29 protein-coding genes and 3 pseudogenes are annotated in these 26,647 nt (G+C 58.9%); 16 read left to right on the top strand and 16 right to left on the bottom strand.

The features are described 5' to 3' along the window. Positions 1-103: 103 nt before the first annotated feature. The 5 genes from cysB to ACYZTU_RS10800 all read right to left on the bottom strand — a co-directional run bounded on the left by cysB (position 104) and on the right by ACYZTU_RS10800 (position 4,100). Positions 104-1,078, bottom strand: a complete 975-nt coding sequence (cysB, locus tag ACYZTU_RS10820; protein WP_461970032.1) for an HTH-type transcriptional regulator CysB — start codon at positions 1,076-1,078, stop codon at positions 104-106. 153 nt (positions 1,079-1,231) lie between these two features. Then, positions 1,232-1,735, bottom strand: coding sequence for a universal stress protein (locus tag ACYZTU_RS10815; protein WP_461970030.1), 504 nt, complete (start codon positions 1,733-1,735; stop codon positions 1,232-1,234). Between the two features lie 94 nt (positions 1,736-1,829). After that, positions 1,830-2,735 carry a 5'-nucleotidase gene (locus tag ACYZTU_RS10810; RefSeq protein WP_461970028.1) on the bottom strand — a complete coding sequence of 302 codons (906 nt, stop codon included), beginning with the start codon at positions 2,733-2,735 and terminating at the stop codon, positions 1,830-1,832. A gap of 25 nt (positions 2,736-2,760) precedes the next feature. Beyond that, positions 2,761-3,717 (bottom strand): putative 2-dehydropantoate 2-reductase, encoded by a 957-nt coding sequence (locus ACYZTU_RS10805; RefSeq protein WP_461970026.1) that lies wholly within the window; start codon positions 3,715-3,717, stop codon positions 2,761-2,763. After that, positions 3,714-4,100 carry a thioredoxin family protein gene (locus tag ACYZTU_RS10800; RefSeq protein WP_461970024.1) on the bottom strand — a complete coding sequence of 129 codons (387 nt, stop codon included), beginning with the start codon at positions 4,098-4,100 and terminating at the stop codon, positions 3,714-3,716. Before ACYZTU_RS10800 ends, ACYZTU_RS10805 begins: the two co-directional genes overlap by 4 nt. Here ACYZTU_RS10800 and ACYZTU_RS10795 point away from each other — a divergent pair. Continuing rightward, the gene (locus tag ACYZTU_RS10795) at positions 4,099-4,542 is read left to right on the top strand and encodes a PilZ domain-containing protein (RefSeq protein ID WP_461970022.1); all 444 of its coding nucleotides are present in this window, start codon (positions 4,099-4,101) and stop codon (positions 4,540-4,542) included. The two genes, ACYZTU_RS10800 and ACYZTU_RS10795, sit on opposite strands and share 2 nt — an antisense overlap. A 128-nt stretch (positions 4,543-4,670) precedes the next feature. Continuing rightward, positions 4,671-5,747 (top strand): 3-deoxy-7-phosphoheptulonate synthase, encoded by a 1,077-nt coding sequence (locus ACYZTU_RS10790; protein ID WP_461970020.1) that lies wholly within the window; start codon positions 4,671-4,673, stop codon positions 5,745-5,747. Between the two features lie 60 nt (positions 5,748-5,807). Here ACYZTU_RS10790 and ACYZTU_RS10785 read toward each other — a convergent pair whose 3' ends face one another. Continuing rightward, a complete protein-coding gene (locus tag ACYZTU_RS10785) occupies positions 5,808-6,095 on the bottom strand; it encodes a GNAT family N-acetyltransferase (protein WP_008057026.1) in 288 nt (95 codons plus the stop codon). Positions 6,096-6,733: 638 nt separating this feature from the next. Here ACYZTU_RS10785 and oprI point away from each other — a divergent pair. Beyond that, a complete protein-coding gene (gene oprI, locus ACYZTU_RS10780) occupies positions 6,734-6,985 on the top strand; it encodes an outer membrane lipoprotei OprI (RefSeq protein ID WP_002553018.1) in 252 nt (83 codons plus the stop codon). A gap of 124 nt (positions 6,986-7,109) precedes the next feature. Here the strand turns inward: oprI and ACYZTU_RS10775 are convergent, their stop codons facing one another. The 3 genes from ACYZTU_RS10775 to ACYZTU_RS10765 form a co-directional block, all read right to left on the bottom strand. Next, the gene (locus ACYZTU_RS10775; protein WP_461970018.1) at positions 7,110-8,081 is read right to left on the bottom strand and encodes a L,D-transpeptidase family protein; all 972 of its coding nucleotides are present in this window, start codon (positions 8,079-8,081) and stop codon (positions 7,110-7,112) included. 102 nt (positions 8,082-8,183) lie between these two features. Continuing rightward, complete coding sequence (locus ACYZTU_RS10770) at positions 8,184-8,477, bottom strand: hypothetical protein (protein ID WP_123432651.1); 294 nt, start codon at positions 8,475-8,477, stop codon at positions 8,184-8,186. Positions 8,478-8,533: 56 nt separating this feature from the next. Continuing rightward, on the bottom strand, positions 8,534-9,139 hold the full coding sequence (locus ACYZTU_RS10765; protein WP_461970016.1) for an arylesterase: 606 nt from the start codon (positions 9,137-9,139) through the stop codon (positions 8,534-8,536). A gap of 10 nt (positions 9,140-9,149) precedes the next feature. Between ACYZTU_RS10765 and ACYZTU_RS10760 the strand changes: the two genes are divergently transcribed. From ACYZTU_RS10760 to greB, 3 genes are read left to right on the top strand one after another with little or no spacing between them, the layout of a single operon-like run. Next, a complete protein-coding gene (locus ACYZTU_RS10760; protein WP_461970014.1) occupies positions 9,150-9,833 on the top strand; it encodes an ABC transporter ATP-binding protein in 684 nt (227 codons plus the stop codon). Further along, positions 9,833-12,337: an ABC transporter permease gene (locus ACYZTU_RS10755; protein WP_461970012.1), complete on the top strand. Its 2,505-nt coding sequence runs from the start codon at positions 9,833-9,835 to the stop codon at positions 12,335-12,337. Before ACYZTU_RS10760 ends, ACYZTU_RS10755 begins: the two co-directional genes overlap by 1 nt. Positions 12,338-12,385: 48 nt before the next feature. Beyond that, positions 12,386-12,883, top strand: coding sequence for a transcription elongation factor GreB (gene greB, locus ACYZTU_RS10750; RefSeq protein ID WP_008148506.1), 498 nt, complete (start codon positions 12,386-12,388; stop codon positions 12,881-12,883). Between the two features lie 18 nt (positions 12,884-12,901). On the opposite strand, the gene ACYZTU_RS10745 is transcribed toward greB, so the two are convergent. The 3 genes from ACYZTU_RS10745 to ACYZTU_RS10735 form a co-directional block, all read right to left on the bottom strand. Beyond that, complete coding sequence (locus ACYZTU_RS10745) at positions 12,902-13,210, bottom strand: hypothetical protein (protein WP_027925699.1); 309 nt, start codon at positions 13,208-13,210, stop codon at positions 12,902-12,904. A gap of 246 nt (positions 13,211-13,456) precedes the next feature. Continuing rightward, positions 13,457-13,891, bottom strand: a complete 435-nt coding sequence (locus ACYZTU_RS10740; RefSeq protein ID WP_461970010.1) for a DoxX family protein — start codon at positions 13,889-13,891, stop codon at positions 13,457-13,459. 103 nt (positions 13,892-13,994) lie between these two features. Beyond that, positions 13,995-15,416 carry an MltF family protein gene (locus tag ACYZTU_RS10735; RefSeq protein ID WP_461970008.1) on the bottom strand — a complete coding sequence of 474 codons (1,422 nt, stop codon included), beginning with the start codon at positions 15,414-15,416 and terminating at the stop codon, positions 13,995-13,997. A gap of 235 nt (positions 15,417-15,651) precedes the next feature. Here ACYZTU_RS10735 and ACYZTU_RS10730 point away from each other — a divergent pair, with 235 nt between their 5' ends. Continuing rightward, positions 15,652-16,458 carry a TatD family hydrolase gene (locus ACYZTU_RS10730; protein ID WP_461970006.1) on the top strand — a complete coding sequence of 269 codons (807 nt, stop codon included), beginning with the start codon at positions 15,652-15,654 and terminating at the stop codon, positions 16,456-16,458. Positions 16,459-16,512: 54 nt separating this feature from the next. Here ACYZTU_RS10730 and ACYZTU_RS10725 read toward each other — a convergent pair whose 3' ends face one another. Beyond that, complete coding sequence (locus ACYZTU_RS10725; RefSeq protein ID WP_449645415.1) at positions 16,513-17,742, bottom strand: acyl-CoA dehydrogenase; 1,230 nt, start codon at positions 17,740-17,742, stop codon at positions 16,513-16,515. Between the two features lie 165 nt (positions 17,743-17,907). Here ACYZTU_RS10725 and ACYZTU_RS10720 point away from each other — a divergent pair, with 165 nt between their 5' ends. Further along, entirely contained in the window at positions 17,908-18,837 is a 930-nt protein-coding gene (locus ACYZTU_RS10720; protein ID WP_461970004.1) for a LysR family transcriptional regulator, read from the top strand. Between the two features lie 94 nt (positions 18,838-18,931). Beyond that, a complete protein-coding gene (locus ACYZTU_RS10715; RefSeq protein ID WP_461970002.1) occupies positions 18,932-19,348 on the top strand; it encodes a MerR family transcriptional regulator in 417 nt (138 codons plus the stop codon). Here the strand turns inward: ACYZTU_RS10715 and ACYZTU_RS10710 are convergent. Beyond that, a pseudogene (locus ACYZTU_RS10710) lies at positions 19,345-19,608 on the bottom strand (Tn3 family transposase); the annotation flags it as partial. The gene ACYZTU_RS10715 and the pseudogene ACYZTU_RS10710 overlap by 4 nt on opposite strands. Positions 19,609-20,140: 532 nt before the next feature. After that, positions 20,141-21,604 carry an aldehyde dehydrogenase family protein gene (locus tag ACYZTU_RS10705; protein WP_461970000.1) on the bottom strand — a complete coding sequence of 488 codons (1,464 nt, stop codon included), beginning with the start codon at positions 21,602-21,604 and terminating at the stop codon, positions 20,141-20,143. A gap of 130 nt (positions 21,605-21,734) precedes the next feature. Here ACYZTU_RS10705 and ACYZTU_RS10700 point away from each other — a divergent pair, with 130 nt between their 5' ends. Both ACYZTU_RS10700 and ACYZTU_RS10695 read left to right on the top strand, forming a co-directional pair. Further along, complete coding sequence (locus tag ACYZTU_RS10700; protein ID WP_461969998.1) at positions 21,735-22,589, top strand: LysR substrate-binding domain-containing protein; 855 nt, start codon at positions 21,735-21,737, stop codon at positions 22,587-22,589. Between the two features lie 38 nt (positions 22,590-22,627). Next, positions 22,628-23,059, top strand: a pseudogene (locus ACYZTU_RS10695) (IS66 family transposase); the annotation flags it as partial. Between the two features lie 111 nt (positions 23,060-23,170). Here ACYZTU_RS10695 and ACYZTU_RS10690 read toward each other — a convergent pair. After that, positions 23,171-23,956, bottom strand: a pseudogene (locus tag ACYZTU_RS10690) (Tn3 family transposase); the annotation flags it as partial. A 212-nt stretch (positions 23,957-24,168) separates the two neighbouring features. Between ACYZTU_RS10690 and ACYZTU_RS10685 the strand changes: the two are divergent. From ACYZTU_RS10685 to ACYZTU_RS10665, 5 genes are all read left to right on the top strand, one after another. Next, positions 24,169-24,582, top strand: a complete 414-nt coding sequence (locus ACYZTU_RS10685; protein WP_461969996.1) for a hypothetical protein — start codon at positions 24,169-24,171, stop codon at positions 24,580-24,582. Position 24,583: 1 nt separating this feature from the next. Beyond that, positions 24,584-24,772, top strand: a complete 189-nt coding sequence (locus tag ACYZTU_RS10680; RefSeq protein ID WP_461969994.1) for a GIN domain-containing protein — start codon at positions 24,584-24,586, stop codon at positions 24,770-24,772. A 21-nt stretch (positions 24,773-24,793) separates the two neighbouring features. After that, positions 24,794-25,066 (top strand): CopG family ribbon-helix-helix protein, encoded by a 273-nt coding sequence (locus ACYZTU_RS10675; protein ID WP_221733660.1) that lies wholly within the window; start codon positions 24,794-24,796, stop codon positions 25,064-25,066. Then, positions 25,066-25,341, top strand: a complete 276-nt coding sequence (locus tag ACYZTU_RS10670; protein ID WP_461969992.1) for a type II toxin-antitoxin system RelE/ParE family toxin — start codon at positions 25,066-25,068, stop codon at positions 25,339-25,341. The genes ACYZTU_RS10675 and ACYZTU_RS10670 overlap by 1 nt, the downstream gene beginning before the upstream one ends. Before the next feature lie 204 nt (positions 25,342-25,545). Then, entirely contained in the window at positions 25,546-26,445 is a 900-nt protein-coding gene (locus ACYZTU_RS10665; RefSeq protein WP_461969990.1) for a hydroxymethylglutaryl-CoA lyase, read from the top strand. Positions 26,446-26,647 lie beyond the last annotated feature (202 nt).

Here is a 26,647-nt window from a genome sequence, read left to right as displayed (position 1 = left end):
GCCGCGACGAGTCATAGCCCGCTATGGCGAGGAGCGGCAACGCAGCATGACGGCGACAGACACCGTCAAAAAGGAACAGTATTCGCGAGGCAGGACACTCTGATTAATGGACCGGCAGTTCGACGCCGTCGAACAGCTCTTCCAATTCCTGTTTGTTGTGGCACTGGATGGCCTTGGCCATAACTTCGCGGGTCAGGTGCGGGGCGAACTTCTCGATGAAGTCGCACATGAAGCCACGCAGAAAGGTGCCGCGACGGAAACCGATTTTAGTAATGCTGGATTCGAACAAATCACTGGCGTCAAGCATGACCAGGTCGCTATCGAGTTTGGCATCGACCGCCATTTTCGCCACGATGCCCACGCCCAGGCCCAAGCGAACGTAAGTCTTGATCACGTCGGCGTCGGCGGCGGTAAACACCACTTTCGGCGTCAGGCCGCGGTGGCTGAACGCTTCGTCGAGTTTCGAACGGCCGGTAAAACCAAACACATAAGTTACGATCGGGTATTCGGCCAGGGCTTCGAGGGTCAACTTCGGAAGTTTGGTCAGCGGGTGGCCGTGAGGCACGACCACGCAGCGGTTCCAGCGATAGCACGGCATCATCACCAGATCACCGAACAGCTCCAGCGCTTCGGTGGCAATGGCGAAATCCACGGTGCCGTCAGCGGCCATTTCGGCGATCTGCATCGGCGAACCCTGGTGCATGTGCAGGGCAACGTCCGGGTACTGCTTGATGAAATTGCTGATCACCGGTGGCAACGCATAACGCGCCTGGGTGTGAGTGGTGGCGATCGACAGGGTGCCTTTCTTCTCGTTGGAGAATTCCTGGGCAATCTGCTTGATGCTTTCAACCTTGCGCAGGATCTCGCCGGCGGTAGTGATGATGCGCTCGCCGGCCGGGGTGACGCGGGTCAGGTGCTTGCCGCTGCGGGCGAAAACCTCGACCCCCAATTCGTCTTCCAGCAGGCGGATCTGCTTACTGATGCCCGGTTGCGACGTGTAAAGGCTTTGGGCTGTAGCGGAAACGTTGAGGTCGTGGTGCGCCACTTCCCAGATGTAGCGCAATTGTTGAAGCTTCATATGAATCCCTCAAAGCAGGTAGACGCCACGGGCATCAGCGACGGTATATAACTATATTAATGGTTTGAAGAATAAATCTAGAACTTTTTATCAAAATGCCACTATTCGTGTTCTGGTGTCCTGCCTCGTGAACAGAATTTGCGAGGCCGGACACTAACGATCCCCTTGGCGACGACGTTCCACCAGCGGCACCAGATAGACCGGCACCCGAGACAGTTGCAACACCCGCGCTGCAGTCCGGCCCAAAGGCGTTTCCGCGCCAGCACCATGGCTATGACTACCTACGATCAACAAATCCACGGAGAGTTTCTGCGCCTGGTCGAGAATCACCTGCGACGGGTCGCCCTGAAGCACCCGGACCGCTTTAATTCGTTCCAGGTCCTGATCCCCTTCGTCCCCCAGTTCCTCACGAAAGCTGTCGAGCACCCGCTGCTCGATATTGGCAATCACTGTGTTCAGGCCCTGGCTGTGAAACTCGTTCAACGCCTGCTCATCGAGGTAACTCTGAAGCACCGATTCGGCGAACAACCCCATCGGTTCAACGGCGTGCACCACGTAGAGGTCGGCATTGAATGTTCGAGCCAGTGCCAAGGCATGTTGCATCACCAACGGCGCATACAGGCCGAGGTCAGTGGCATACAGCATCGACCGAATCATATGACCTCCTCGCGTCCAACATGGCGGAGATTTGATTCAGCTTAGCAGTGCCTTGGCGAGTACGACGTTCCGCGTAACGCGTTGAACCGCGGGCTTAAACCTTTTGCTCGTTGCTTATGCCATGGGGCACGTGACCGGTGGCGACCACCTCGCGGGCCAACTCGCAGTGACCGGCCTGATCGTCGAAAAACACGTCGGCGGCAAAGGCTTCGAGAAATGCCGACTTGGTCAGGCCGCCGAGAAACAGCGACTCGTCCAGGCGAATGTCCCATTCGCGCAAGGTACGAATGACTCGCTCATGGGCCGGCGCCGATCGCGCGGTCACCAGGGCCGTGCGGATTGGACATGCGTCATCCGGGAACTCGCGCTGCAACAGATTGAGGGCCGCAAGGAAGCCCTTGAACGGCCCACCGCGCAACGGCTCGCGGGCGGCTTCGCGCTCGCTGGCCTGAAACGCTTCCAGACCACCGGACTGATAGACGCGCTCCGACTCGTCGGAAAACAGCACCGCATCACCATCGAAGGCAATGCGCAATTCATCGCTGGCCGCACGGCTGGCGCCACCCGACAGAATGGTCGCCGCGGCAAACCCGGCATCCAGTGCACTGCGCACGTCTTCGGCATGCGTCGAGAGAAACAGGTCACAGCCAAACGCCTTGAGGTACGGATAAGGACTGCGCCCGCCGACAAACGCCGCGCGGGAAATCGCCAAGCCATAGTGGTGGATCGAATTGAACACCCGCAAACCGGTGTCCGCACTGTTGCGCGACACCAGGATCACCTCGACCCGGGCGCGACCGAGGCTGGTGTTCAAGTTGAGGAGTTTTTGCACCAACGGGAATGCATCACCGGGCTCAAGAATTTCATCTTCGTGTTCGATCTGATATTGCCGATAGGCTTCGACGCCGCTCGACAGATAAACCTTGTGGCTTTCGCTCAGGTCGAACAGCGCACGCGATGAAATCGCCAGCACCAGTTTGTCGTTGATCGTTTTTGCCATGCCCTTCTCCCCAAGGTTGATCGACTCAAATGTTACGTCGATCGATAAAACTCAAACTGCGATACAAGGCTTCGATTCGCGGCATTTCGCATCCTGCCGCTTTGGCCACCGCCAGGGGCCGGACGTAAATCGCCTCCAGCTCCAGCGGTCGCTTGTGCAGAAAATCGTGGTACATGCTCGGCCAGTAGTCGGGCATTTTCTGGGTCATCATGAACAGATGGTCGGCATATCCGGCCGGTACGTCGTGACCGCAGGCGATTGCGCCTTGAACCACTTCGGCCATCAGTGCCTTGATCAATTCACGGCTGTCGGCATCGGCCATCAACGGCGTAGTGCTCGCCCCAAGCAGCACCGACAGACCGTTGTAAGGGATATTCCAGACCAGTTTTTGCCAGCGCGCCTGATGCAGGTTCGCCATGGCCCGGGAATCGATGCCGGCGGCGCGGAACAGCCCGGCGCCTTCCTCGACAATTGCCATGCCCGCCTGCCCGTCGGCTACGGGGCCGCTGTGATAGCCAACATTCACCGCGCCGAGCGCCTGATGGGTGATGACGCCGGGGCCGTCGCGATGGACGCAGATATAGCAGAGCCCACCGAGAACGTGCAGCGAATCGGGAAGCAACGCCCGCAAGCTGTCTTCGACCTCCAGACCGTTTTGCAACAGCAGCACCTTGGCATTCGGTGCCGCCGCTTTAACGATGGCCGGCACCAGGTCCGTGTTGCTGATGGTTTTTGCGCCGACGAGCAACCAGTCACAGGGCGGCATGTCTTCGGCCGTCGAATAGGCCTGAACCGGATTCAACGTCAGCGCGCCGTGCACCGCGCTGTCGAGTTGCAATCCGCGTTCGGCAACGGCCGAAAACTCACTGCGCAATAAAAAATGCACATCAAAACCGGCACGCGCCAGCATCACGCCGTAGAACCCGCCGATCGCGCCGGTGCCGATAATACCGATTGTCGGTTTGATCACTGCCCCCATCATGGCAACTCCTCTGCTATTCGACTCAACGCCTGACCCACGGCCTCATTTAGCTCGGTGCGGGTCAAGCGCGATTTTAGTGCCCCGAAGAATTCACCGTCGCGCACCACAAACAGCGCCGGCAAGTAAAAGACCTGATAACGCTCGACCACGCCACCATTGTTCCCCGCATCAATCCAGCACAGTCGATCAACGTTCAGATCGAGTCGTGGCAACTGCTCACGGGCAAAACGGCAACTGGCGCAGCCGACACTGGTGAAAATAACCAGCGACACACCGCTCATCGCCAGCAGCCGTTGGTCGGCGTCGAAATCAGTCAGTTCCAATTCGACCACTATACTGGGGGAAACAATGTCAGATGGCCGACACATGGAGTCCGTGTTCATGGGACGTTTTATTCCTCACCCTGACGATGTGCCCGTCGAATTAACATTGCTCAAACCTGAGTGTATTTCGCGGCAACAGCTGCACACTATCAGCCTCGGGGGCATGGCTTGCAATTATCACCGGGCGTGGCGCCACGGTACGGCGCTGGAAGTGCGCATGCCCACCTTAAACCCCGACATGCGTTTTCTGGGCTATGTGGCCTGGTGCCTGCGGCGCAAGCGCGGCTATCTGGTAGGCATCGCTTTTGTTGACGAGCAGATGATGTTTAGTGCCCGAATGGGCGAGCAAGTGTGCCAGATCGAGCGTTACTGCCGCCTGCATGACGCGCACGACGACCTGCAGGAAACTCAAGCCCTGGCCCTCGAATGGGTCCAGGAGCACGCCGATGAGTTCTCTCACGACACGGTTCGCAGGGTATTTGCACAGGCTGTGCTGGATTAAACCGGCGTCTGCCCATTGTCGAGCCACGGTGTAACGCGCTAAGGTTCTGCTCCCCGACGCGCTTAATTTGCTGTGCTCCGCCGCGCGGGTTCGCTGGCGGCCGGCACCCGTGACCTGACGAGTAAACGATGGCTGATTTACCGATCAACGACCTAAACGTCGCCTCCAACGAGACCCTGATCACTCCCGATCAGCTCAAGCGTGATATCCCACTGAGCGACGCTGCCCTGCGCACCGTCACCAAGGGACGCGAAGTCATTCGCAACATTCTTGATGGCACCGACCACCGCCTCTTTGTTGTCATCGGGCCTTGCTCGATCCACGATATCAAGGCGGCCCATGAATACGCCGAACGTCTGAAGGTGATTGCGGCCGAAGTGTCCGATACCTTGTATCTGGTCATGCGCGTGTATTTCGAGAAGCCACGCACCACCGTCGGCTGGAAAGGTTTGATCAACGATCCGTACCTGGACGACTCCTTCAAAATTCAGGACGGTTTGCACATCGGCCGCCAGTTGCTGCTGGACCTGGCCGAGATGGGCCTGCCGACCGCAACCGAAGCCCTCGACCCGATCTCCCCGCAATACTTGCAGGACCTGATCAGCTGGTCGGCCATCGGTGCGCGCACCACCGAATCCCAGACTCACCGTGAAATGGCTTCCGGCCTCTCCTCGGCAGTCGGCTTCAAAAATGGCACCGACGGCGGCCTGACCGTAGCGATCAACGCCCTGCAATCGGTTTCCAGCCCGCATCGTTTCCTCGGTATCAACCAGGAAGGTGGCGTGTCGATCGTCACCACCAAGGGCAATGCCTACGGCCACGTGGTGTTACGGGGTGGCAACGGCAAACCGAACTACGATTCGGTCAGCGTCGCACTGTGCGAACAAGCGCTGAACAAGGCGAAGATCAAGCCGAACATCATGGTCGATTGCAGCCACGCCAACTCCAACAAGGACCCGGCCCTGCAACCGCTGGTGATGGAGAACGTCGCCAACCAGATCCTCGAAGGCAACCAGTCGATCATCGGCCTGATGGTCGAAAGTCATCTGAACTGGGGCTGCCAGTCGATCCCGAAAGACCTCGCCGACCTGCAATACGGCGTGTCGATCACCGATGCCTGCATCGACTGGCCCGCCACCGAAAAGTCGTTGCGCAGCATGCATGCCAAGCTCAAGGATGTGCTGCCAAAACGTGATCGCAGCTGATCACCGTTTTTCGCGCACAAAAAAACGCCGGGCTTAACCCGGCGTTTTTTTGTGTACGGTTTACTGGCTCAGCTTGGCCGCATGCCGCTGGTGACGTTCCATATAGCGCTCCACGTAGGAACACGATGGAATGACGGTGTAGCCCATTTCCTCAGCGTACTCCAGCGCCTTCTCGGTCAAGGCTGCCGCAATGCCGCGACCACGCAGTGCGTTGGGCACAAAGGTGCGATAGATATCCAGGGTCTGTTTCCCCAGATCCATATAGGTCAAGTAGGCACGATGACCGTCCACATTGGTCTCGAACTGATGACCAGCCTGGTCATGGTGGATGGACAACGCCTCGCTCATCACTACTCCTCGCGGGTCTGGAATTCTGACCCCTACCTTACCGATGTTTTTCCGGCGAAGGAACATCTACGCCACCCCGTGCCTGAATGGACACCGAGAAGAGCCGCACCCATCTCGCGCAACCGAGCACGTATCAAATAGTAGGCGCCATTGGCAGAAATGCTCAAGATACGCTTGTCATCACGCAGGTTGGCGGGTGCTGCTCCGGGTTACGCAGAGACGGCTCGACCGAAGATCCTGAAAGGTCGATAGCCTGAACATTGCCGGATATTGAGACTTAAGACGAGCGCCCTTTGTTAAAGTCACCTCAACATGGAGAAAGATATGAGAGGCGCCACGCAAATTCCGAACAAAAGTGTAGACGAATCCATCTAGACAGACTTTAGCCAAGACTCGGAAAAGAGCTGTGAGCGCGCGGAACCTTTCTTCGGCGGCTCGCTCAGCTCGGGCCTCCCAGCTGGATATTTTTTAAACAATGCAGTTAAAAGTTGCTCGAAAAAGAATCAACGCCTACAATTTTTTTTGCTTCTTGCTATACGTCAGTTTACTTACGACAAGTAATGGGTAGTATGTACGCCGGCTATTTCCTCACTCTGAGGAGACAGCTACTTAATAGAAAGTCCTTGAAGGGGAACACGATGAACAACGTTCTGAAATTCTCTGCTCTGGCTCTGGCCGCAGTTCTGGCTACCGGTTGCAGCAGCGTATCGAAAGAAACCGAAGCACGTCTGACAGCTACTGAAGACGCAGCTGCTCGCTCCCAGGCTCGTGCAGACGAAGCTTACCGTAAAGCTGATGAAGCTCTGGCTGCTGCTCAAAAAGCACAACAGACTGCTGACGAAGCTAACGAGCGTGCTCTGCGCATGCTGGACAAAGCTAGCCGCAAGTAATAATCCTTCGGGATTGTTATCAAGCCGACCCATTTTTTGGGTCGGCTTTTTTATTGCCCGGGGTTTTGTCCAGACCATAAAAAACCCGCCGGCGCAGTCAGCGTCGGCGGGTTCTGTTCAAACATTACTGCAGCGGGTCGATCGGTGCACTCGTCACCATCGGCGCGGAAGTATTCGGCACGCCGATTTCCACCGGCAGGCCATCTTCAGCGGCAACCACGTCGCGCACTACATCCCAGTTCATGCGCAGGTTGTTGGTGATGTCCTCACGCTTGAGCATCGCATTGATCACCGCGGTGTGCTTGTCGACTACAGAGGGGTTGCCCTTGTCGTCCAGCGGTGTGTGCGCTTCCAGATACACTTTGCCGCCACTGACGCCGAATTTGTACGGATCGCTGACGATGCGTACCGACGTACCTACCGGCACCATGCCCGCCATCTCCAGCACGTTGTTGTTGAACATGCGGAAGCAACCGTGGCTGGTGCGCATGCCGATGCCGAACTTCTTGTTCGAACCGTGGATCAGGTAGCCCGGCGTGCCCAGCGTGAATTTGAACGGCCCCAACGGGTTGTCCGGGCCTGCCGGCACCACATTCGGCAGCGGATCTCCATCGGCAAGGTGCTCGGCCTTGATCGACGCTGGAGGGGTCCAGGTCGGGTTCGGTGTCTTGGCGATGATGCTGGTATGGGCAATCGGCGAGCCCCAGCCTTCACGGCCGATACCCAGCGGGAAGGTGTACACCACGTTCCGGCCTTTCGGGAAGTAATAGAGGCGGTACTCGGCCAGGTTGATGACGATGCCTTCACGCGGGCCCGGCGGCAGGATGAAGCGCGTCGGCAGCACCACTTCGGTGCCTGCGCCCGGCAACCATGGATCGACGCCAGGGTTGGCCGCGACCATTTCCGAATAGCCCAGATCGTAGGTGGTGCCAAGGTCGGCGAAGGTGTCTTCGTACTTGGCCTTGATCACCTGGACCTGACCGATGATGTCTTCACCGGGTGGTGGCAGGGGCAGCTCCAATGCTGCTACGGGACCCGCCACACAGAGGGCGGCGAGAGACAGGTAGCGGGTGACGGCAGGAAAGCGCGGCAACATCCGGAAAATCCTTCGCATGATCGACAAGGGTGTAAAAACGAGATTGTACACCGGCGCCTGGAAAATCGGGGAGCTGACCGATAGCAAGCACTGTATCGGGTTCTAAAGCTCGAAACGCAGCTCTGGCCAGATCGGCGATGTACCGCGCTTTTGCGATTCCAGAATGGCCCGGCACAGCGAGCACAGGCGCTGGTCCTGGAACACTCGGCGTTCGACGCTCGACCAGCGTGGTTGTGCTGGCAGCAGGCTGCCGCACAAGGTCCGGTCCGCCGAGCCACCCAGCTCCAGCTGACGGGTCACCAGATGTACCCGCACTTCCTGGCAGGCGAACAGATCCAGCTGTTCGTCAGGCTCGATCAGTTGGTAGGCAAAAAGGGACCAGGCAGGACGTGGCATCGGGGGCTCCAAATCGGGGGCGCCACCTTAGCCGAAACACCGCCGCTAGAAAAGCGTCAAAGCAGCGGTTTCAGTGTCGGCCAGACATTTTCCAGCAACTTGTCCTGAGCCCCGACAGTCGGATGCAGACCATCGGCCTGCATCAAGTCCGGATGACCGCCCACGCCGTCGAGAAAAAACGGCACCAGCGGGATCTTTTTTTCCTCGGCCAGGGTGCTGTAGACCTTCGCGAAGGCCTCGGTATAACGAACGCCGTAGTTGGGTGGCAACTCCATGCCGAGCAAAAGCACCTTGGCGCCACTGTCCCTGGAGCTGTCGATCATCGATGCAAGGTTTTGTTGCAAATTAGCTGGGGGCATTCCGCGCAGCCCGTCGTTGCCGCCCAATTCAAGGATCACCAATTCAGGCTTATGCTCTGCAAGCAGCGCGGGCAGGCGCGCCTGGCCTCCGGCGCTGGTGTCGCCGCTGATGGACGCATTGACCACCTTGTCGTCGAAACCTTCGCGCTTGAGCCGTTGCTCGAGCAGGGATACCCATCCCAACTGGGTATCCAGCCCGAAACCGGCGCTGATACTATCGCCAACGATCAGGACTGTACCCGCCGCTGCATTCTGGGCCATGCACATCAAGGCCAGGCCAGCACTCAAAAACCACACACGCATCGGATTCTCCATGGGCGCAAGCATTCTCACCGCGAAGAACCTCAGCAAAGTGGTTCCCAGCGCGGAAGGTGAACTGACTATCCTGCACGAACTCAGCCTGGAACTGAACAAGGGCGACAGCTTGGCGATTGTCGGCGCCTCCGGTTCCGGCAAATCCACCCTCCTGGGCCTGCTCGCCGGCCTCGATCTGCCGAGCAGCGGCGACGTCACCCTCGCAGGGCAACCCCTGAGCAACCTCGACGAAGACCAGCGCGCGCGCATCCGGGCCGAGCATGTCGGTTTTGTGTTCCAGTCCTTTCAGCTGCTCGACAGCCTCAACGCCCTGGAAAACGTCATGCTGCCGCTGGAACTCGACGGCCGCAAAGACGCCCGTGAACGCGCCACCGAGCTGCTGCAACGGGTCGGCCTGGGCCAGCGACTGACCCATTCGCCACGCCAACTTTCCGGTGGCGAGCAGCAACGCGTGGCGATTGCCCGTGCATTTGCCGCCGAACCCGATGTGCTGTTTGCCGACGAACCCACCGGTAACCTCGACAGCCACACCGGCGAGCGCATCAGCGATCTGCTGTTCGAGCTCAACCAGGAACGCGGCACAACCCTGGTGCTGGTGACCCACGACGAACGCCTGGCACATCGCTGCCGGCGCCTGATCCGCCTTGAAGCCGGCCTGCTGGTCGCCCCTCTGGAGCCTTGATGGCACGCCTGCCGCTATTACGCCTGTTCAGTCTTGCCATCCGCCAACTGCTGCGCGATGCCCGCGCCGGCGAGTTGCGCGTGTTGTTTTTCGCCTTGCTGGTCGCCGTCGCCGCGAGTACCGCCATCGGTTACTTCGGTGCCCGCCTGAACGGCGCCATGATGCTGCGCGCCACCGAGTTTCTCGGCGCCGACCTGTTGCTGGAAGGCAGCTCGCCGGCACGGCCCGAACAGATCAGAAGCGGCACGGAGCTGGGCCTTGAACACGCTCAAGTGGTGGAGTTCTCCAGCGTCATCGCCACTGACAACGGCATTCAGCTGTCCAGTATCAAAGCCGCCGACCAGGTCTACCCACTGCGCGGTGAACTGAAAAGTGCCCCGGCGCCCTTTGCCCCGGAAGAACCCGGCGGCGGACCGAAACCTGGTGAAGCCTGGGTCGAAGCGCGACTGCTGACCGCGCTGGATTTGAAGATCGGCGACAGCATCGATGTTGGCATACGAACCCTGAAGCTGGCGCGAGTGCTGACCTACGAACCGGACCGCGCCGGCAACTTCTACAGCCTCACGCCGCGAGTATTGATCAACCTCAGCGACCTCGCGGCGACGGGTGTGGTGCAACCCGGCAGCCGGGTCAGTTACCGCGAACTCTGGCGTGGTAAAGCCGAGGCGCTGGAAACCTATCGTCAATTGATCAAACCCGGCCTCGCCGCCAACCAGCGTTTGCAGGATGCCCGCGATGGCAACCGACAGATCGGTGGTGCGCTGGGCAAGGCCGAGCGCTACTTGAACATGGCCAGTCTGGTGGCGGTTCTGCTGTCCGGTGTGGCGGTGGCGCTATCGGCGACACGCTTCGCCACGCGCCGATTCGATGCCAGTGCATTGCTGCGTTGTCTGGGGCTGTCCCGACGGGAAACCATGCTGCTGTTCAGTTTGCAGCTGACGGTGCTCGGACTGCTCGCCAGTATCAGCGGCGCCCTCATCGGCTGGTTCGCGCAGTTGGGGCTGTTCGCGCTATTGCATGATTTATTGCCGAACGACGTTCCGCCGGGCGGTCTGTTTCCAGCCATCGCCGGGATCGGCACCGGGCTGGTGGCGCTGGCCGGTTTTGCCTTGCCGCCACTGGCTGCACTGGGTCGCGTTCCGCCATTGCGGGTCTTACGTCGGGACATGTTGCCGATTCCTTCCAGTACCTGGATGGTCTACGGCGCGGCATTGGGCGCCCTCGGGCTGATCATGTGGCGTCTGAGCCTGGACCTGGTGTTGACCTTCGCCCTGCTCGGTGGCGGGGTGATCGCGGCGCTGGTGCTTGGTGGTTTGCTGTTGCTGCTTTTGAAGAGTCTGCGCCGAATGCTCGCGCGAGCCTCTTTGCCATGGCGCCTCGGACTGGGCCAATTGCTGCGTCATCCGCTGGCGGCAGCGGGACAATCCCTGGCCTTCGGTTTGATTCTGCTGTCCATGGCGCTCATCGCATTGCTGCGGGGCGAGTTGCTGGACACCTGGCAGAACCAGCTACCGAAAAACGCGCCTAACTATTTCGCGCTTAACATTCTGCCGGCGGACAAACAGGCGTTCATCGATCGCCTGATCAAACTGTCGGCGCAATCGGCGCCGCTATACCCGGTGGTACCTGGACGGCTGATCAGCGTCAACGGCGAGCCGGTACAGGAAATCGTCAGCAAGGATTCGGCCGGTGATCGAGCGATCCAGCGCGACCTGAGCCTGACCTGGGCGGCGGATTTGCCGGCGGGTAACAAACTCACTGCGGGTAACTGGTGGGCCGAACAGGCGCCGGACGAGATTCCCGGCGTATCGGTGGAAGGTAAAGTCGCTGAAAGCCTGAAGCTCAAGCTCGGCGATCACATGGTTTTTACCGTCGGCGGCGTTAACCGCGAAGCGAAAGTCACCAGCCTGCGAGACATCAACTGGGACAACTTCCAGCCTAACTTCTTTATGATCTTCCAGCCCGGCACGCTTAAGGATCTGCCGGCGACCTACCTGACCAGTTTTTATCTGGCAGCGGGTCATGATCAGCAGATCGTGGATCTGTCGCGGGCCTTCCCGGCGGTGACCATTCTGCAAGTCGAAGCCTTGCTCGAACAGCTGCGCAGTATCCTCGGTCAAGTCACCCTGGCGGTGGAATACGTGCTGTTGTTCGTGTTGGCGGCGGGGATGGCGGTGTTGTTTTCAGGCTTGCAGGCGACGCTCGATGAACGTATTCGCCAAGGCGCATTGTTGCGAGCGCTGGGGGCTGAGCGCCAATTGTTGGTCAAGGCCCGGCGGATCGAGTTTGGTTTGCTTGGGGCGGTCAGTGGATTGTTGGCAGCGCTGGGCTCGGAACTGGTGAGTTTGGTGCTCTATCGCTACGCCTTCGACTTGCCCTGGCATCCGCATCCATGGTTGTTGCTACTGCCGTTGATCGGCGCTGTGCTGATCGGTGGTGCCGGTGTATTCGGCACTCGTCGGGCCTTGAACGCCAGCCCACTGACAGTCCTGCGCGAGGGTTGATAGACTCAAACACTCTCGTTCACAAGAACCCAACCACAAGAAGTTGCCATGAGCCGTTATCGCCCTCCCCGCACCGCTGGCACCGCGCTGATCACCCCCGAAGGTGAAGCGCGGATGCGGGCCGAGTTTCATGAGCTCTGGCATGTTCGGCGGCCACAGGTCACACAGTCGGTCAGCGAGGCCGCAGCACAAGGTGATCGCTCGGAAAACGCCGAATACACCTACGGCAAAAAGATGCTGCGCGAGATCGACAGCCGCGTGCGCTTTCTCACTAAACGGCTGGAAGCGCTCAAGGTCGTCAGTGAGAAGCCCAGCGATCCGAACAAGGTCTACTTCGGTGCCTGGGTGACGATCGAGGACGAGGACGGCAAAGAGTCGCGCTATCGCATCGTCGGGCCGGATGAACTGGACCTGAAACAAGGCCTGATCAGTATCGACTCACCGCTGGCTCGCGCCCTGATCGGCAAGGCCCTGGACGCGGAAGTTCGGGTCCAGACACCGACCGGCGAGCAGTGCGTGTATATCGTGGCGATCGACTATCTTTGAGCCGCAGCGCTCTAAGCCTCAACGGCGGGTAATCAGCCCTTGCCGGGCCACGCGAGTCAGTTGTTTGATCACTTCGGGGGCGTCCTCGAGACTGGGCGATTGAATCACCGCCAGATCGAAACTGTCGCTGGCAAATCGAGCCAGCGATTCACCGTCTTCGACAAACTGGATGAGGAAGGCGGCAGGCCCACCGGTGCGACGTGGCCAGCCATCGAGATAACGCAAGAGTGTCGGCTGATGTTTGCCGCCAAGCAGGATTTTTGGATTGCGCTGGGTGAGATGTGCCGTGATCGGCGCGGGGCGTACAACGGGGCTTAATGCATTCATCGTGTCGTGTCTCTGCCTCAAAAGTCTGCATGGCAGGTGAGAGGCAACACCGAACCAGCGCTTTAGCGGTATTTCGAAGCCTGAATCAAGCTTCTATCGGCAACTGAATGAGTCACCTGGCGCCCCGCAAGTAGCTGTTTAAATCGGCGCATGGGCAGCATCCTAGAGAAGCTGACTGGACAGTGTCAAGAATGACGCACAACAAAAAAGGCTCGCAATGCGAGCCTTTTAGTTGAGCCAGAGCGGTTAGCCGGCGATGGCGCGGTCAGCCGAGAGCTTGCCGGCGCCTTCGATCAGCACCGCAACGCTGCCGCCGAGCAGGGCCAGGGCGAATTCATAACCGTTGTTAGCCATGAACAGACCGTTGCTGATATGCACTGTAAAAATGGCGACCAGCGAGAGGAAGGTCAGACCCAGTGCTGCCGGGCGAACCAACAAGCCGATGATTAAGGCCAGGCCGGCGAAGAACTCGGTACCACCCGCCAGCATCGCCATCAGGTAGCCCGGCGCCAGACCGATGCTCTCCATGTACTGCGCGGTGCCGGCCAGACCGTAACCACCGAACGCCCCGAAAAGTTTCTGCGAGCCGTGGGCAGCGAAGATGATGCCGACGAAGATCCGCAGAACGGTCAGGCCGTAGCCAGCGCGGGTAAACAGTACCTTGTTGATCAGTGAGCTCATGCTGTGTCATCCATTGTCAGTGTGTGGTGGTTGGCCGCTATATTAATTAGTAAATCTTATGCTAAAAGCGCAATAAATTCGCCATTACAATCAGTTTATTCGATCATTTACGTGAGGCAACTTTTTGTCCCTCGGGCTCCAACGACTCCCGCTCCCGATCGAACGCCAGATAATACTTGTTCACGCTATTAACATAGCTGACAGCCCCCATTCCCACCTGCTCCATGGCGATGCGTTCGACCTGGAAGAACCACTGATTGGGATTCAAACCGCGCCGACGTGCCTCGGCGCGCATGCCCTGCACCCGCTCCGGCCCCATGTTGTAGGCCGCCAGAACGAACGCCATGCGCTCGCGCTCGTTGAGTTTGGGGCTGGCAAAGAACTTGCGGCGGATCAGCGCCAGGTACTTGGCCCCGGCCTGCACATTGGCGTCGAGATTCTGAATGTTGTTGACCCCCACCCGCTCGGCGGCGGACGGGGTGATCTGCATCAGGCCGGTAGGGCCGCTGCCACTGCGGGCATTGGGTTGCAGGGCCGATTCCTTGAACGCCAGTGCCGCCAGGTTCAGCCAGTCCATGCCTTGGGCTTCGGCGTGTTTCTGCAGCACCGGTCGAAGTTTTTCGAGGCGCTGCCGATCAGCCTTGGCTAATGGATAATGCACTTGATACAGGCGTCGATAGATTCGCAGGAACGCTGCGTCCTGATCCGATGGCTTTTTGTAACCGGGCAGGAAGCGATCAATGCTCGCCCGCAACATTGAGGCATCGCGGCGCACGAACCAGAACTCTTCGCCCGGTTCACTGATGAGCACCTGCCGATCGAAACGCAACTTGGGCAGGATCTTGCCCCAGCGCTCGGCAATGGGTTGTTCGACGATCGTCAGGTGAAAGATTCCGCCTTGGACCATCTCCAGCACGTCCTCGACCGCCAGACTGGGATCGACCCACTCGATTTTCACCGGCGGCAGCTTGTGCAGCGCGAGCTTTTGATTGATCTGACTGACCGCGGCTCCGGCGGCACTACCGGTCGTCAACGCCAGGGTTTTGCCAGAGAGTTGTTCGAGACGGGTGTAGCGTCGCTCGCCTTTGATCCCCACCAGGACCAACGGGATGTTGCTGGCAATCGGTTGACTGGTGCTGACCGCATGACCCGGTTGCAGGTCGAGCAGCTCCCCCGGTGCGACAAGATCACCCTCGCCGCGCTGCAAAGCGCCAATCAGTTGATCCTTGGCTTTGGGAATGATCTTGAGGGTAATTTCCTGACCGTCACGGGCGTGACCGTTGAGGTATTGCTCGAAGGCGCGCAAACGGTGGTATTCAACACCGATGGCCTGGCCCTGAACTTCGCCAGAGCTGTTACGGCTCTGGTTGACCAACACCCTTAACACACGACTGCTGCGGATTTCCGCCAAGTCGCGAACTTTGCTCGAAGGCACGGCTTGCAGCGGCCCGGCCAGACGCGCAACCGCCGGCATCGGCAGCAGCAACGAACAACACAGCAGTAGCAAAACCGAGGGACGTGTCATCCACTCTCCAGAATGAATACTGGGCCGATCTCAAGAATTTTCATGAAATCGAACGACAGAAACAGAGCGCCTTGAGCGCTGGCAAAGTGCGAAAGACTGGCACAGTGATGGCACCTTAGCCACCCTGACCTGTCTCGCGGCATCAAGAGACAGCTACAACTCATTGTAGTTCTTGGCTTTTCTTATAAATCTACAGCTCTGATATGCTTTCCGGCCTTTGGTCCGAGGTAGCACCATGCAACTCATCGATATCGGCGTCAACCTGACCAACCCCAGTTTTGCCGACAAACACCAGGCTGTACTCGACCGCGCCTACGCTGCCGGGATCTGCCAATTGGTGCTCACCGGCACCAGTGTCGAGGGCAGCGAGCAGGCTCTGGAACTGTGCCAGCAACTGGACGAAACGGCTCAACGGCTGTTCGCCACCGCCGGCATTCACCCCCACTGCGCCAGCGACTGGAACGCTGACAGCGCCCAGCGTCTGCGCAGTTTGCTCAAGCAGCCGAACGTCGTGGCGGTGGGTGAATGCGGGCTGGATTTCAATCGTGATTTCTCGCCGCGCCCGCAGCAGGAAAAAGTCCTCGAAGAGCATCTGGCGATGGCGGTCGAACTGCAATTGCCGGTGTTCCTCCACGAGCGTGACGCCAGTCAGCGCTTGCTGGAAATCCTGCGTGATTACCGTGATCAGTTGCCGGCCGCCGTGGTGCATTGTTTCACCGGCGAAAAGAAGGCGCTGTTCAGCTACCTTGATCTGGATTTACACATCGGCATCACCGGCTGGATCTGCGACGAGCGCCGGGGCACGCATCTGCATCCGCTGGTGAAAGAGATCAAGCGGGGGCGGCTAATGCTGGAGAGCGATGCGCCGTATCTGTTGCCGCGCAGCTTGCGCCCCAAGCCGAAGAATGGTCGCAACGAACCGGCGTATCTGACCGAAGTGTTGCGTGAAGTGGCGTTGCATCGTGGGGAGAGCGAGGAAGATCTGGCCGCTCACAGCACGGCGTGTGCGCGAGCATTCTACGGGTTGCCTTCTGTTGATTGATGCAGCCTCAACGTTATCGCGAGCCTGATCCAGGCCCGCGATACAAGCCGGGGTTTAGTGACTGCTGCGCATCATTTCTTTAGGCACGTATTTGCCAATCTCGAACTTGCCGATCGCCGCGCGGTGCACTTCGTCCGGGCCGTCGGCCAGGCGCAGGGTGCGTTGCATCGCATACATGTAGGCCAGCGGGAAATCGTTGGAAACCCCTGCCCCGCCATGGATCTGGATCGCCCGGTCGATAACCCGCAAGGCCACGTTCGGTGCGACAACCTTGATCTGAGCGATTTCGCTCTTCGCCACCTTGTTGCCGACGGTGTCCATCATGTACGCCGCTTTCAAGGTCAGGAGCCGCGCCATGTCGATCTCCATCCGCGAGTCGGCGATCTTGTCGATGTTGCCGCCCAGGCGTGCCAAGGGTTTACCGAACGCGGTACGGCTCACCGAACGTTTGCACATCAGTTCCAGCGCACGCTCGGCCATGCCGATCGAACGCATGCAGTGGTGAATCCGGCCCGGGCCAAGGCGACCCTGAGCGATTTCAAAACCGCGTCCTTCGCCCAACAAGACGTTTTCGTACGGCACCCGGACGTTTTCGAACAGCACTTCGGCGTGGCCGTGAGGTGCGTCGTCGTAACCGAACACGGGCAGCGGACGAACGATCTTCACGCCCGGTGCATCCACCGGTACCAGAATCATCGAGTGCTGCGCATGACGCGGCGCGTCAGGATCGCTCAGGCCCATGAAGATCAGAATCTTGCAGCGTGGATCGCAGGCGCCTGAGGTCCACCATTTTTTGCCGTTGATCACCCATTCGTCGCCATCACGCACGGCGCGGGCGGCCATGTTGGTGGCGTCGGACGAGGCCACGTCCGGTTCAGTCATGGCGAACGCCGAGCGGATCTCGCCACGCAGCAGCGGTTCGAGCCAGCGTTGCTTCTGTTCTTCGTTGGCGTAGCGCACCAACACTTCCATGTTGCCCGTGTCTGGCGCGGAGCAGTTGAACGGCTCGGGGCCCAGCAGCGAGCGGCCCATGATCTCCGCCAACGGCGCGTATTCGAGGTTGGTCAGGCCGGCGCCGAGTTCGGACTCAGGCAGAAACAAATTCCACAGGCCTTCAGCCTTGGCCTTGAGTTTGAGCTCCTCCATGATTGCGGTCGGCTGCCAGCGATCACCCTCCGCGACCTGGCGCTCGAATACCGCTTCGGCGGGATAAACGTAGGTGTCCATGAACGCGGTCACGCGCTCACGCAGTTCTTGCACCTTGGGCGAATAAGCGAAATCCATGGGCAGCTCTACCTTTTAACTGAGGGTTTTGATGAGTTGTTCAGGTCATGCAATCGATGCTAAAACAGCTACGAAAATTTACCTAGCCTATTCTCGGCGTGTATTAACATTCATCACCGATATATGATCGGCTGATTGAGAGCCCCACAATAAGAGTGCAGCGCAATGAATCTGAGCAAGGTCGACCTCAACCTTTTCATCGTCTTCGACGCGATCTACACCGAAGCCAACCTGACCCGCGCCGGGCAGATTGTCGGCATTACTCAACCGGCGGTCTCGAACGCTCTGGCCCGTCTGCGCGAGACCTTCAATGACCCGTTATTCGTGCGCACCGCTCAGGGCATGGTCCCGACGCCGATGGCCCAGAACATTATCGGGCCGGTGCGTAACGCCCTCTCCTTGCTGCGGGTGTCGGTGCAGGAAAGCCGCATTTTCAACCCGTTGCAGGCGGTCAAGACCTATCGCATCAGCATGACCGACCTCACCGAGGCGGTGATCCTGCCGCCACTGTTCCAGCGCCTGCGTCGCCTGGCGCCGACGGTGATCATCGAAAGCTTTCTGTCCAAGCGCCGCGAAACCACCAAGGAACTGGCGGCCGGGCGTCTCGATTTCGCGGTGGATGCGCCGCTGAACACTGACCCGCAAGTGCGCCACGTCAAATTGATGGAAGACCGTTACGTGTGCGCCATGCGCAAAGGCCATCCGCTGGCGGGCAAAGAGAAATTCACCCTCGATGATTATCTGTCGCTGACACATATCCATATCTCCAGCCGTCGCAGCGGTCTGGGCCATGTCGACCTGGCCTTGGGCAAAATGGGCATTCAGCGCAAAATCGCCTTGCGTTCCCAGCACTACCTGATGGCGTCGCAAGTGCTGCAGCAGACCGACATGGTCATGACGGTGCCGGAACGCTTCGCCCGTCGCCATGACCTGTACTCGGTGAACCTGCCGGTCAAGGATGTGCCGCCGGTGGAAACCCACCTCTATTGGCACGAAAGCACTGATCAGGACCCGGCCAACCGCTGGATGCGCGAGCAGATGATCGAGTTGTGCCAGCAGGTGACGGCGCATGAGCAGAAACTCGATAAGGTGTAGGAATCACCTGATAGACGAAGGATCAGGGCGCGATGCTTGACGTAAACGTCAACCTGCCATTAGCTTAGCGCCATGACCTTTTTCGAGCGCTTCCATGAGCAGCCAGACCTATAGCATTTCCGACCTCGCCCGCGAGCTCGACATCACCACCCGGGCCATCCGCTTTTATGAAGAGCAAGGCCTGCTCAGCCCCGAGCGACGCGGTCAGGAACGCATCTACTCACCCCGCGACAAGGTCAGCCTGAAGCTGATCCTGCGGGGCAAGCGCATTGGTTTCTCTCTGGCCGAATGCCGCGAGCTGATCGAACTCTACGACCCCATCGGCGGCAATCAGAAGCAGCTGCAAACCATGCTGACCAAAATCGCCGAACGTCGTGAACAGCTGGAGCAGCAGATGCTCGACATCGAACAGATGAAGCTGGAACTGGACACCGCGCAGGAGCGTTGCACCCAGGCGCTGGAACAGACCATCAAGGGGAGCCTACAGAATTCGGAAAAAATCGTACGCTAAGGTTTTCCGACCTGTCGTAGCGGCCTGAATTTACCGTCTTCCAGCTTGCGGCTCTGTTGCCAGACGTAATCGCCGGTCAGGTTGACGTGCTCCCAGCCCAACGGCGACAGGTACTGAAATAGCGTGCGTTCAATCCGGCCCAGCTCCCGCAGTGCCACAGCCAGACCATTCTGACGCGGATAGCTGCTCAGCTTGCGCAGCATCAACGAGGCAGTGACCGTGCCCTGCTTGATCGATGCCGCCAGCCGCCGCAGTTCATTCATCACCAGCGAGCCATTGACAACGCCACATTCCAGGGCTAACTCGCAGGCCACTTGCAGTGCATCCATACCGACCTCGCGGGCGACCAACAACAACTCAACAAAGGCGCGATCACCACGGGACTGCTTAAGCAGGCGTTCGCGAACCTGCTGGATCGCCGCCGGCAAATCCCATTTACACAAAATCAGGGACACCCTCAAAATGCTCCGTATCTTTCGATACGGAGCATTTTGCGTTTCTACGGTTTAACCACTCCCCTGACCTTCGCAACGGCTTTGCCGTTGGTAGCTCTATTTCGGTAAGCCGTAACGATGCTGTAATACAAGCCACCCTCTCCATCTGGCCATGGGGCTAGCACAGCCGAGCCTTTGCGACCACGCAACACAATCACCCATTGATCACCGCCCATATTGTCGAACTCGCACACTATGCTTGTGTCATGCACGATGATATCGGCCACAAAACGGGGCACATCGGAAAAGTCTGTAATAACTACCTACGGTGGTCCGACGCAGTTCATCCCCATGCCTGTCAAAGGCTGTAGTCGAGGTAGACCGTTTTGGTCCGCACATAGGTGCGATACCCATGCTCACCGTCGTCGCCACCCAGGCCAGAGCGTTTCCAGCCCGCGTGGTAGCCGTTGATTTCCTCGGGGCCCGCGCGGTTGATGTACACCTCGCCGCTTTCCAGTGCGTCGGTCAGTTGCATGGCGGTGCGCAGGTCTCGGGTGTAGACGTAGGCGCTCAAGCCATATTCGCTGCGGTTGGCCCACTCGATCACCTGATCCAGCGTCGTGAACTCGATCACCGGCAACACGGGGCCGAACACCTCGCTTTGGAAGATTTCAGCGTCCGCCGGCAAATCGGTGAGAATCGTCGGGGCGACCCAGAAACCTTTGCCCATCGAGTCGGCAGGCGTGCCGGAGTATGCCACCTGCGCGCCTTGCTCCTGCGCCTTGGCGATGTGTTTGAACACACTCTCGCGCTCTGCCGCACTGACTTTCGGGCCGATATCGGTCGACTCGTCGTGGGGGTCACCGATCCGCAGCTGACGTGCAGCCTTGAGCAGCGCTTCCATAAATTGCGGATAGACGCTGGCATGCACGTAGGTGCGCTCGTTGGCGATACAGGCCTGACCGCAGTTGTGCATCCGCGAGGCCAGCGCATCCCGGGCCGCGCGCTCAACATCGGCGTCCGCCATCACGATAAACGGCGCCTTGCCGCCCAGCTCCAGCGACACCGGCAGAATGTTTTCCGCCGCAGCGGCCAGGATTTCACGACCGGCGCGGGTCGAGCCGGTCATGGTCACCAGGCTCGTCAGCGGGTGGCGGACCAACGCATCACCGACCGTCTTGCCCGGGCCGGTCACCACGTTGACCACACCGGCAGGCAGCTTTGCCCGCTGGCACAGCGTGGCCATTGCCAAAGCAATCAAGGGCGTGTTTTCACTCGGTTTGATCACGAGGGTATTACCCGCCACCAACACCGGCGCGAGCTTGCGAACAAACATCGCCAAGGGAAAGTTCCACGGAATGATTGCGGCCACAACGCCAAAAGGTTCGTCACGAATCGTCGTGCTGCGTTGCTGGCGGTCAGCCGCCATCAGGCTGCCGGTCTGGCGAAAACCGAAGCCTGCGTAGTAACGCAGCATGGTCAAGGCCATGCCGACCTCACCACGGGCTTCCTTGATCGGCTTGCCTTGTTCGGTGACCAGCAGGCGGGCCAGGCCTTCGGCATTATCCTTTACTTGCTCCAGCAGGCCCTGCAAATAGTCGGCACGCACGGCAATGCTCAGGGCGGCCCAACCTTTCTGCGCTTGATGGGCATTTTCCACCGCCAGGGCAGCAGTACTGCGATCACCGTCTGCCACTTGGCCGATCACCGCTTCGGTTGCCGGGTTGAGCGAGTCACGAACGGTCTGGGAGGCGTGCCATTGGCCGCCGATAAAATGTGCGGGTGCGTCGGGTAATAGCGATTGAAATTGAGCGGTATGCATCGTCTGGCTCCTGCAGTGAAAACACCCTGCGGCGCTGGGTGCTTGTTGCTGAGTGCCTAGACTAAACAGGCTTATATGTTCTATAAATTGAAAAATATTGAATCAACCTTTTCGAATTTGAGAACAACTTATGCAGCTTTCCCAATTGCGCGCGTTCTGCACGGTCGCTTCCACCGGTTCCATCACCGCCGCGGCCAAGCTGCTCAACCGCGTGCCGTCCGGCGTGACGATCCGGATCCAGCAGCTTGAGGAGGACCTGCAATGCCAGTTGTTCGTGCGCGAAAAACAACGCCTGACGCTGTCCCACGCCGGGCGCCTGCTGCTGGAGCATGCGCCACAGATCATTGAACAGGCTGACAGCGTGCGCGCGCTGATGCGCAATGAGCAGGCACAGGGCAGCCTGACGGTTGGCGCGATTGACCTGGGTTTGATTGCGTTCATGCCGACCCTGATTGGTCGCTTCCGGGAGTGCCATCGCGGGGTCGACATGGATATCCGCTGCGAACCGTCGGAGGTACTGGTTGAGCAAGTGATCAACGGCACACTGGACATCGCCTTGACCGACGGCCCGGTGCAGTCGCCCTCACTGGAAAGTGACTACGCGTTTTCCGATCAATTGGTACTGATCACGGAGAAAGGCCATCCCACGGTAGCCAATGCAAGTGAGCTGCGCTGTCAGGAAATCTATGGGTTCAGGCAAAACTGTTCATACCGGCTGCGGCTTGATAGTTGGCTGACGCAAACGCCCCAGGCGCTGTTGAAGGTGGTCGAGATGGAGTCTTATCACACGATGCTCGCGTGCGTCAGCGCCGGGATCGGTGCCGCCTGGATACCTCAGGCTGTACTGGACGGGCTGCCGGGACGGCATTCGGTAAAGGCTCATGCACTGGGCCCGTCGGCTCAAAGCGATCTCTACTTTATCTGGCGCAAAGGCCACCTGACCGAGAATGCCGAACGGATTTTGCAACTGCACCGCACGGGCTGAGCAGAGTGGGTGAGTCGGATCAACTGATCGGCGATCTCGGCGTTTTGGCGATGTTGCTGACGACTAAATACGTCGATGGTCTGCCACTGCATCGCTTCGAAAAAGTACTCGGTCGCCACGGCGTCGATATTCCACGGCAAACCTTGGCGCGCTGGGTTATCCAGTGCGGCGAACACCTGCAACCCTTGCTCAACTTGATGCGGGATCGACTGCTGGAAAGTCGCGTCATCCACTGCGACGAAACGCGTGTGCAAGCGCTGAAAGAACCTGATCGAGAACCGAGCAGCCAATCCTGGATGTGGGTACACACCGGCGGGACACCGAATCAGCCGATGATTCTGCTTGACTACTCGACCAGTCGGGCGCTGGAGGTTCCGTCGCGCCTGCTCGAACGTTATCGCGGCTACCTGATGACCGATGATTACACTGGTTATAACGCCTTGGGCGCGCGACCTGGTGTCGAACGTTTAGGGGTGCCTACAGAAATCGGAAAAATCGTACGCTAAGGTTTTCCGACTTGTCGTAGCGGCCTGAACTTCCCATCTTCCAGCTTACGGCTCTGCCGCCAGACGTAATCGCCGCTTGGCGTAGGTCATGCCCGGACTCGACCCGGCCATTTTGGTCAGCCCAATGTTGATGGCATCTCCGAGGATCGCTGACAGCAGCAGCGTTCTATCCTTGGCCTGGGCACCATCCTTCAGGTGGGTAAAGTGACGGGTGAAGCCCGTCCACTCGTCCACGTCCATCAGCAGCTCGGTGATCTTGATGCGCGGCAGTAGCTGACTGGTCTTGTCGATCAGCGCCTGGGCGGTGTCCGGTACCGCCGCATCCAGCGGCGTGATCTTCAGTCCGGACTCGGTAAGGATGGCGTCGGGGAGTTCATTGTCCTTGGCCAGTTTGGCGACGGTCGCCAGTTGCTCATCCAGCAGCTGCAAGCGTTGCTCTAGGTACTGGTCGCTGTTGGGGTTGATCGCCAATGGCAGTGCCTGTTCCTGCTTGAGTGCGGCAAACTTCGCGGGCGGTAGCAGGTAATCTTCAAAGTCGCGGAACTGCCGTGAGCCCTTGACCCAGATGTCGCCGGAACGCAGTGCGTTTTTCAGTTCGGACAAGGCGCAGATCTCGTAAAAGCGCCGGTCAATACCTTCCGGCGTGATCACCGGCGGCTTCCAGCGCGGCTTGATGAAGGCGATTGGTGCGTCCGATGGCACCGTGCGCAGGTTGTCTGCGTTCATCTCGCGCAGCTGCTGGACGGCATCCAGCACCCGTTGTGCTGCCGGTGCGGCCCGTAGCTGAAGCACCTCCAGAAAAGCCGGGGTGTAGCGGCGCAGCGTATTGAAGTTCTCGCTGACCTGGTGCAAATGGTCGAACGTCTTCGTTAGCAAGTGTCAATAAAATGCACTTTAAACTCTAACCTGACGGACTGAGTTCTGGCAGCCTGACATCAGGTTAGGGTATAGCCCAAACTGACAGCACGCTTGACGACACACAATTATTCACTATGATTAACTTTAAATCGAATTGACGAAGATCAGCGCAGAGCAAATGACCAAGGATCGAACCCATAAACCATTCCAGCCCTTTGACGCTCCAGGATGCCAACCATCGCGATTCTGCGTGGGAACGGGCAGCCAATTATGAGAAGGAAGCGCGACCCATCCGTCCGGTGCGCAAAATTGTGGTCAAGGGCGCAGTGGATGTTGTGTTCTTCCGCCCACCTTCAGCGCACCTGGTTGTGGCCGGGGAAAACCAGGAGGCCATTGGTAGCATCAAGACCCGATTGGAGGGTGACAAGCTGGTCATCAAGCAGGACGGCGTTTCCATCAGCGGGGGTGGTGCCAATATTCACGTATCTAGCACCGGCAACATTTTGTTGGTGGAACAATCAATGTCGCTGGACGCCAGGGCGGTATCACGATGCAGTTCAAAGGGCGTTGTATTGTCGGAGTCGCACTGCCTGAAGCGCCAAGTATCCGTATATCAAGGGCAGCGGTGACGTGACCCTGTACGACCTTCACAGGCCATCCTCGACCTTGGAGTCCAGGGCTCAGGGGACCATCGACGCTTATGTCAGCAACTCCGTGAAGGCTCGTGTCGCGGGCTCTGGCGACATCGTAATCCGTGGTAACCCACCGATCCGCGATCATTCCGTTGCAGGATCCGGCGACATCAAATTCAAGAAGTAACGATTAGGAGTAACCCTCATCATGGCAACCACCGCGAAAACCCGATCTGTCACGGCTCACGTCCCTGAACAACTGGCCCAAAAGGTCGATTTGATGGCTGAGCGTCTGGAGCGCTCCAAAAACTGGATCGTCAAGCAGGCTCTGTCCGCTTGGATAGACCAGGAAGAAGAGCGTAGTCGCCTGACCCGTGAGGCCTTGGCCGATGTTGACGCTGGCCGCGTTATTGACCACCAAGCTGTCCAGGCCTGGGCTGATAGCCTCAGCACCGACACTCCGTTGCCGGTGCCGCACTGATGGAATTGAAGTGGACAACCAAGGCGCTTTCCGACACTACCCGACTGTACGAGTTTCTGGCCTCGGTGAATCAACCTGCCGCCGCACGAACAGTGCAGCAACTCGCAGCCGCACCTATCACGCTGCTGAACAACCCGCGCATTGGCGAACGCCTGGAAGAGTTCGAGCCAAGGGATGTGCGCCGAATTCAGATCGGCCAATACGAAATGCGTTACGAGATAGTGGATTCCACTATCTACCTGCTGCGCCTGTGGCACACCCGCGAGGATCGATAGCATGGTGAAAACAACGCGACTGACTTTTGCGCTGGGAACATATCAACCTGGCAGGCCTAAAAACCTTAGCGTACGATTTTTTCCGAATTCTGTAGGCTCCCCATCAAGAGCCAGGAAGTGGTTCAGTAATCGTACGAAATGATCGTTCCCGCGCTCTTCCCACGCAGAGCGTGGGAACGATCCCTAACTGACAGGTGAATTCTTATGTCTCTCCCCACTCACGTACGCCTGGTCGAAGTCGGCCCACGCGACGGTCTGCAAAACGAAGCTCAACCCATCAGCGTTGCGGACAAGGTGCAACTGGTCGACGCGCTGACCGCCGCCGGTCTCGGCTATATAGAAGTCGGCAGTTTCGTCTCGCCCAAATGGGTACCGCAGATGGCCGGCTCTGCTGAGGTCTTCGCGCAAATCCAGCGCAAGCCTGGCGTGACCTATGGTGCACTTGCCCCTAACCTGCGCGGGTTTGAAGACGCCATTGCGGCCGGGGTCAAGGAAGTCGCGGTGTTCGCTGCGGCGTCGGAAGCGTTTTCCCAGCGCAACATCAATTGCTCGATCAGCGAAAGTCTGGAGCGCTTCGTGCCAATCATGGACGCCGCCAGGCTACAGGGTGTCAGCGTGCGCGGTTACGTGTCCTGTGTGCTGGGCTGCCCTTACGAAGGTAACGTCGCGCCTGCGCAAGTCGCGTGGGTCGCCCGCGAGCTCTACGCGATGGGCTGCTATGAAGTTTCCCTGGGCGACACCATCGGCACCGGCACCGCTGGAGCGACCCGCAAGATGTTCGAGGTGGTGTCGGCCGACGTACCCCGTGAAAAACTGGCCGGGCACTTCCACGACACTTATGGCCAGGCCATGGCCAATATCTACGCCAGTCTGCTGGAAGGCATCTCGGTGTTCGACAGTTCCATCGCCGGCCTCGGCGGCTGCCCGTACGCCAAGGGCGCCAGCGGTAACGTTGCCACCGAAGACGTGGTTTACCTGCTCAACGGCCTGGGTATCGAGACCGGTATCGACCTGGACGCGTTGATTTTGGCTGGTCAGCAAATTTGCACAGTGCTGGGACGTCCGACCGGTTCGCGCGTGGCCAAGGCTCGCAGCGCACAGTGAGGCCTCGGGGTGTTACCGCAGCCTCTGGAACGTGGGCAAAAGCGAGTAACACGGAAACAAATTGTCGCGCCTTGATTGAACGTAAAACCCTACAAAATTTCAAGACGTTGATTTTAAAGACTTTTATAAAGTTGGCACGGCTTCTGCTATCTCTATTGCATAACAAGAACAAAAAAAGCGGCAAACCTAATAAAAATAAGAC

Source organism: Pseudomonas sp. HLT2-19-2, assembly GCF_054898005.1.
Note: the sequence above shows the minus strand (reverse complement) of the source record. Positions and strands in the feature narration are given on the sequence as shown.